This window comes from Lamprobacter sp., from assembly GCF_034860625.1.
Taxonomy (GTDB): domain Bacteria; phylum Pseudomonadota; class Gammaproteobacteria; order Chromatiales; family Chromatiaceae; genus Lamprobacter.
On record NZ_JAYESN010000184.1, the window covers coordinates 1 to 6,416 of the forward strand.

8 protein-coding genes are annotated in these 6,416 nt (G+C 62.4%); 5 read left to right on the forward strand and 3 right to left on the reverse strand.

Features of this window, described 5'->3' with window-relative positions:
* The 3 genes from VBE63_RS23410 to rfbC form a co-directional block, all read left to right on the forward strand.
* Positions 1-519, forward strand: a 519-nt coding sequence (locus tag VBE63_RS23410) for a dTDP-glucose 4,6-dehydratase (RefSeq protein WP_323685427.1), incomplete at its 5' end; no start/stop codon positions are given.
* A gap of 14 nt (positions 520-533) precedes the next feature.
* A complete protein-coding gene (rfbA, locus tag VBE63_RS23415; protein WP_323685428.1) occupies positions 534-1,418 on the forward strand; it encodes a glucose-1-phosphate thymidylyltransferase RfbA in 885 nt (294 codons plus the stop codon).
* Positions 1,415-1,972 (forward strand): dTDP-4-dehydrorhamnose 3,5-epimerase, encoded by a 558-nt coding sequence (gene rfbC / locus VBE63_RS23420; protein WP_323685429.1) that lies wholly within the window; start codon positions 1,415-1,417, stop codon positions 1,970-1,972. The genes rfbA and rfbC overlap by 4 nt, the downstream gene beginning before the upstream one ends.
* A gap of 64 nt (positions 1,973-2,036) precedes the next feature.
* Here the strand turns inward: rfbC and VBE63_RS23425 are convergent, their stop codons facing one another.
* A complete protein-coding gene (locus VBE63_RS23425) occupies positions 2,037-2,444 on the reverse strand; it encodes a globin domain-containing protein (protein WP_323685430.1) in 408 nt (135 codons plus the stop codon).
* Positions 2,445-2,788: 344 nt separating this feature from the next.
* Between VBE63_RS23425 and VBE63_RS23430 the strand changes: the two genes are divergently transcribed.
* Both VBE63_RS23430 and VBE63_RS23435 read left to right on the forward strand, forming a co-directional pair.
* Positions 2,789-4,747: an SLC13 family permease gene (locus VBE63_RS23430; RefSeq protein ID WP_323685431.1), complete on the forward strand. Its 1,959-nt coding sequence runs from the start codon at positions 2,789-2,791 to the stop codon at positions 4,745-4,747.
* Between the two features lie 12 nt (positions 4,748-4,759).
* Entirely contained in the window at positions 4,760-5,218 is a 459-nt protein-coding gene (locus tag VBE63_RS23435) for a DUF29 domain-containing protein (protein ID WP_323685432.1), read from the forward strand.
* Here VBE63_RS23435 and VBE63_RS23440 read toward each other — a convergent pair.
* Positions 5,185-5,751 (reverse strand): hypothetical protein, encoded by a 567-nt coding sequence (locus VBE63_RS23440; protein ID WP_323685433.1) that lies wholly within the window; start codon positions 5,749-5,751, stop codon positions 5,185-5,187. The genes VBE63_RS23435 and VBE63_RS23440 overlap by 34 nt on opposite strands.
* Positions 5,748-6,416: class I SAM-dependent methyltransferase (locus VBE63_RS23445; protein ID WP_323685434.1), on the reverse strand; the 669-nt coding region annotated here is incomplete at its 5' end. The genes VBE63_RS23440 and VBE63_RS23445, both read right to left, overlap by 4 nt.

Here is a 6,416-nt window from a genome sequence, read left to right on the forward strand (position 1 = left end):
GTGCTGACCACCAATTGCTCGAACAATTATGGTCCGTACCAGTTCCCGGAGAAGCTGATCCCGCTGATGATCGCCAAGGCGATGGCAGGCGAGCCGCTGCCGATCTATGGCGACGGCGGCAACATTCGCGATTGGCTCTATGTCGAGGATCACTGCCGGGCCATCGATCGCGTGCTCGAGGCCGGACGCCCCGGCGAGGTCTACAACATCGGCGGCAACAGCGAGCGCACCAATTTAGAGGTGGTCGACACCCTCTGTCGCCTGCTCGATGAGGCCCTGCCCGACTCACCACATCGCCCGCATATCCAGCTCAAACAGTTCGTCACCGACCGCCCGGGGCATGATCGCCGCTATGCGATCGATGCCACCAAGATCCAGACCGAACTTGGTTGGCAACCGGCCGAGACCTTCGAGACCGGACTCGCACGCACCCTGGCCTGGTATCTGGACAACCAGGACTGGACGCAGCGTGTGACCGATGGCAGCTATCGGGGCGAGCGCCTCGGCGGCCAGGCATAAGGAGCCATACCCGCATGACACGCAAAGGCATCATCCTCGCCGGCGGCTCCGGTACCCGCCTGCATCCACTGACCCTCAGCGTGAGCAAGCAACTGCTGCCGGTCTACGACAAGCCGATGATCTACTATCCGCTCGCAGTTCTGATGATGGCCGGCATCCGCGAGGTGCTAGTGATCACCACACCGCAGGATGCGTCGGCCTTTCATAAACTGCTCGGCGATGGCCGCCACTGGGGCGTACAGCTCGAGTACGCGGTACAGCCGGAGCCTGGCGGACTCGCGCAGGCCTACATCATCGGCCGCGACTTTCTTGCTGGGTCAGCTTCGTGCCTGATCCTCGGCGATAACCTCTTCTACGGCGGCGGCCTGCGCACCCATCTGCGTGCCGCCGCAGCCCACACCGAGGGCGCTAGCGTCTTCGGCTACTGGGTGCGTGATCCGGAGCGCTATGGCGTCGCCGAGCTCGATGCCGAAGGTCGGGTGATCGGCCTGGAGGAAAAGCCGGCCAAGCCGCGCTCTAATTACGCCATCACCGGCCTGTATTTCTACGACGAGCACGCCTGTGACTATGCCGCTGAGCTCAAGCCCTCTCCACGAGGTGAGCTCGAGATCACCGATCTGAACCGCCGCTATCTGCAGCAGGGCCAGCTGCACGTCGAGCGTCTCAGCCGCGGCATCGCTTGGTTGGATACCGGCACCCATGAATCGCTGATCGAGGCGGCCAACTTCATCGAGACCATCGAGAAACGCCAGGGGCTGAAGATCTGCGCCCCGGAGGAGATCGCCTACACCAACGGTTGGATCGATGACGAGGCCCTGCGTGCCGTCGCCGAGCCGCTGCGCAAGAGCGGTTACGGCGACTATCTGCTCGGGCTGATCACGCGAGGACCCGCACCATGAAGATCACCGCCACCGCCATCCCGGATGTCCTGCTGATCGAGCCAAAGGTCTTTGGCGATCATCGCGGCTGGTTCTGCGAGACCTGGCAGCAGGAGCGTTATGCCGAGCAGGGCATCGGTCCGGTCTTCGTGCAGGACAATCAGGCCTTCTCAGGCTATGGCACCCTGCGCGGGCTGCATATCCAGAACCCCTACGGGCAGGGCAAGTTGGTGCAGGTGATCACCGGCACGGTGTTCGATGTCGCCGTCGATGTGCGCCGCGGCTCCGCGACCTTCGGACACTGGGTCGGCGCCGAACTCAGCGCCGAGAACAAGCACCAATTCTGGGTGCCGCCAGGGTTCCTGCATGCCTATCTGGTGACCAGCGACACGGCGATCTTCAGCTACAAGTGCACCGACATCTATCATCCGGAGACGCAGTTCGGCGTGCGCTGGGATGATCCCGACATCGGTATCGACTGGCCGGCAGGCATTCAGCCCATCCTGTCGGACAAGGATCGCGACGCCCCCTTGCTGCGCGAGATCCCGACCGAGCAGCTACCCGAGAGTCGCTGACAGCAGGCTTAGACGGCAAGCCAGGTGCTCACCCAGCGGGGCGCTCGCCCAACGGGTTGCTCGCTCAACGCGCAGCACCAACCTGCATGGTCTGGGTGAGCGCTTCGAAGACCTCGCGCCAAGCCGCCTGAGCCTCGGCATCCAGCTCGTCGCCCAGGGCCTCGCGCAAGGTCTCGATGAGCACCTGCTCGAACTTCGCATAATCCTCCGGGTGAACCCCGTAGTCGGCATGGCGCCCCCCCAGGGTCTCGATCAAGGGCCGCACCCGCTCCGGATGCTCGAGTGCGCTGATCACGGTGTTGATCATGGTGACGAAGAGATCGGCCTGCTCGCCGATCTCGCCCTTGAACAGCGGACGAAGCTCAGGGTAACGGACGAACAGCCGGTGGTAGAAGTCACGGCAAACCGTTTTTCGCTGTGGCAGGATCAGTGCCCAGGATTGCCGAACACGAGAGGCCGTCTCAGGATGCATGGATGGTCCACCGACGCCAGATTGGCGCGCATAAGTTGACGCACATTAGATTGGCGCACATCGGTTTGCGCGCATCGAGCGCGCTACCCTCAGCTAGATACTAGGCCAGCCTCGGCAAGGCTTCAACGCAATGCTGCCCAGGCGAGCAAGCATCGTTGAACGCACCATGATCTGCGTCTATTTCGGTAAGGGTTGAATCAGCCAAGCGAGCGATGCTCGGTTTCAGTAGCATGCACAGACGATCAGCCTTGTCAGTCCGCGCGCGCATTGACTCGCCATGCGATCATCTTCGCCATGCGATCATCAGGCGTCAGCGCAAGCCAAAGCCTTAGGAGCATTCTTGCATGGGTAACCTATTGCGGAGGATCAGCTTCGCCAACCTTGCCGGCATCCTGTTGTTGATGTTCGCGATTTGGCTCGCGGGTCAAGTTCCCTCAGTCGAGATCGCTTGGGTGATGGCGGTGCTCGTGCTGACCCTGTTCCTCTTTGCATTTGAAGTGGTTCCCATCGACCTTGCTGCGATCAGCGTCATGGTGCTGCTCGGGCTGACAACACTGGTTGCGCCCTGGATGGGCTTGGAAACGGGCCTGGTGCCCTTGCAAAACCTGTTCGATGGCTTCGCTTCGAACGCGGTGATCTCGATCATCGCGGTGATGATCATCGGCGCCGGGCTGGACAAGACCGGGCTGATGACCCGGGTCGCGAGCTTCATCATGCGCATCGGCGGCAGCACCGAGGCGCGCATCATCCCGCTGGTGTCGAGCACCGTCGGGGTGATCTCCTCATTCATGCAGAATGTCGGCGCCGCCGCGCTGTTCCTGCCGGTGGTCAGTCGCATCTCGGCCCGCACCGGCCTGCCGATGTCGCGCTTGCTCATGCCGATGGGCTTCTGCGCCATCCTCGGCGGCACCATCACCATGGTCGGCTCGAGCCCCTTGATCCTGCTCAACGATCTGATCAAGACCGCCAATCAGGGCCTGCCAGCCGAGCAGCAGATGGAGACCTTCAGCCTGTTCTCGGTCACGCCAATCGGCCTGGCGCTGGTCGCAACCGGCATCCTGTATTTCGTGATTGCAGGTCGTTTTGTGCTTCCAGCACGCACCAACGCACAGCTGTTGCAGGCCGGCGATCCGATGGCCTACTACGCGGAGACCTATGGCGTCAGTGACTTCAGTGTGCACGAGGCTAGGATTCCGAACGAAAGCCCCCTCGCCGGGCTCAGCGTTGACGAGATCGAGCGGCGCTGGAATCTGCGCATCATCGCGGTCGACCTAGGCGATGGGGTGCGCTTTGGCGCCTCAGGGGTCGATCGCAACCTAGGCATCGAGCAGGGTACGCTGCTCGGTGTGTTGGGCACCGAGCAGCGCTTTGAGACCTTCGTCGCCGAAACCGGCATCGAGACCCGCGCCGAGCTTGAGATCTTTGCCGAGGCCCTGTCGGCCTCTAAGGCCGGTATCGCCGAGATCGTAATCCCCCCAGGCTCTGGGCTGCTCGGCAAATCGGCCCGCGATGTCTTTATGCGCAAGGTTTATGGTCTCTCCTTGCTCGCCATCCGACGCGGCGATGAGACCCTGTCCTATGCCACCGGCGGCGTGCGTAATCTTCCCTTCAAGCCCGGTGATACGCTGGTGGTGCATACTGCCTGGACCGATCTGGCCCGGCTCGAGAGTAATCGCGATTTCGTCATCGTCACCACTGAGTATCCGCACGAAGAGCTGCGTCCGCACAAGCTCCCGATAGCCCTCCTCTTCTTCGCGCTCACCCTCGGGCTGGTGCTCTTTACTGACCTCATGCTCTCAGTCGCGCTGCTGACCGGTGCGGTCGGCATGGTCCTGAGCCGGGTGATCTCGATCGACGAGGCCTATGAAGCGGTGAGCTGGAAGACGGTCTTTCTGCTCGCCTCACTGATCCCGCTCGGACTCGCGGTCGAGACCTCGGGCACCGCAGCTTGGATCGCCCAGGCGACGCTGGCGGCGCTCGGCGAGGTGCCAATCTGGGTGATCCAAGCGGCACTCGCGATCTTGGCCACCTTCTTCACCCTGGTGATGTCAAACGTCGGCGCGACCGTGCTGCTGGTGCCGCTGGCGGTGAATATGGCGCTGGGCGCTGGTGCCAATCCGGCAGTGTTCGCGCTGACGGTCGGCATTGCCACCTCGAACTCGTTCCTAATCCCGACCCATCAAGTCAACGCCCTGATCATGGGCCCGGGTGGTTATCGGGTGCCGGACTATTTGCGCGCCGGCGGCATCATGACGGTGCTATTCCTGGTGGTCTCATTGTTGATGCTGAACCTGGTGTTTTGACGAGGAGCGATGATGGAAGCCGAACGCGATCTTTACCAGCAGGACTACTACGCCTGGATCACGAGCCAGATCGCGCTGCTGCGCCAGGGGCGGAGCCAAGAGATCGACGTAGCGGCGCTTGCCGAGGAGTTAGAGGCAATGGGTCGACGAGAGCGAAACGAGCTGGTCAACCGACTCATCATCCTGATTGCGCACCTGCTGAAGTGGCACTATCAGCCGGCGCATCGGACGTCGAGCTGGCGCGGGTCGATTGTTGAGCAGCGCGTACAGATCCGCCGAGAGCTGCGCTTGAGCCCAAGCCTAAAACCGTTCTTCGTTGAGGCAATGCAGCTCGCTTACCCCGATGCCTTGCATATCGCAACCACAGAGACCGGGCTCCCGCTCAGTCTCTTCCCGAAGCGATGCCCATACTCCCAGACGCAGGCACTCGACGACGATTACTGGCCGAATGCACCGCCAACAGCGGCGTAACCGAAGACGATGTCACCAGTAGAGCCGCTCGCCATCCAGAGCTTGCCGATGCCGTTGCGGCCGGTCTGATCGAGCACGATCTGTGCCCGCCCCTCCCGTCCGTCATCACAACGGAGACGAAAGATGGCTTCTGCATCTCCGGCAAAGGCGTTATAACGCCCGCGACAGAGCGTCCTGCCGTGGCTCACTGAGAAGGCGGCGGCGAAGGGATTCGAGACATAGCTGCCGCGGTAGCGCTGCCGATCGATGAAGGCGACGAAGGGACCACCAACGGCCTCCATCGGCGCACTGTCCCGATTTCGATGCTCGCGATAGTGGCCAACCACCGAGGTCATACAGGTATGGCGCTCGGCCATCGGCTCGAGCTGACAGAGGATGTGCGCGTAGTCCATCGGTGTCACCTCGACGAAGACCAGGTTGAGATCCACCGGAGCGCGACTTGCCGAGCAACCGGCAAGCGCAGTGAGGTAGAGCGGCGCCAGCGCCAACTGCTGCAGCCAAGGCAAGGCTGGCTTCGCGGAGCGAGCGCTCACCCTGCCGCTGGGCGCTCGAACAGGTAGTGCCCGACGTACCATTCCTGCCCTTTGTGAAGCCCAAACAGCTCGGCACAGGCCATGAAGAACAGCCGCCAGCGCATCCACCAGATGCCGACCTGGTCCTTGCCATAGGTGGTCTCCAAGATCGGCCAGACCTCGGCCCGCGCGGCATCCATCTGCGCCAGCCAGGCGTTGAGCGTCTTCTCATAATGACGCCCATCCCAGCGCCAGCGAGCGATCAGCTGCAGCCGTTGCTGGAAGTGCAGGGGCAGATCATCACTCGGCATGATGCCACCAGCGAAAAAGTAGTGGCTCATCCAGTCGTCTGGCCCGGTGTCCTCGTAGGGATAGGGATGGTCGCGATGGCAGAACACGTGCATGAAAAAGCGCCCGCCGGGCTTGAGCCAGTCGTGCACGCGGCCGAACAGGGTGCGCCAGTTGCGCATGTGCTCGAACATCTCCAGCGAGATGATGCGATCGAACGACTGATCGATCGCGAAGGCGTTCATGTCGGCAGTGATGACGGTCAGGTTGTCGATCCCGCAGCGCTTGGCCTCGCCTTCGATATAAGCGCGCTGCGAGCTGGAGTTGGAGACCGCGGTGAACTGGCTCGATGGGAAATGCTCGGCGGCCCAGAGGCTGAACGAGCCCCAGCCGCAGCC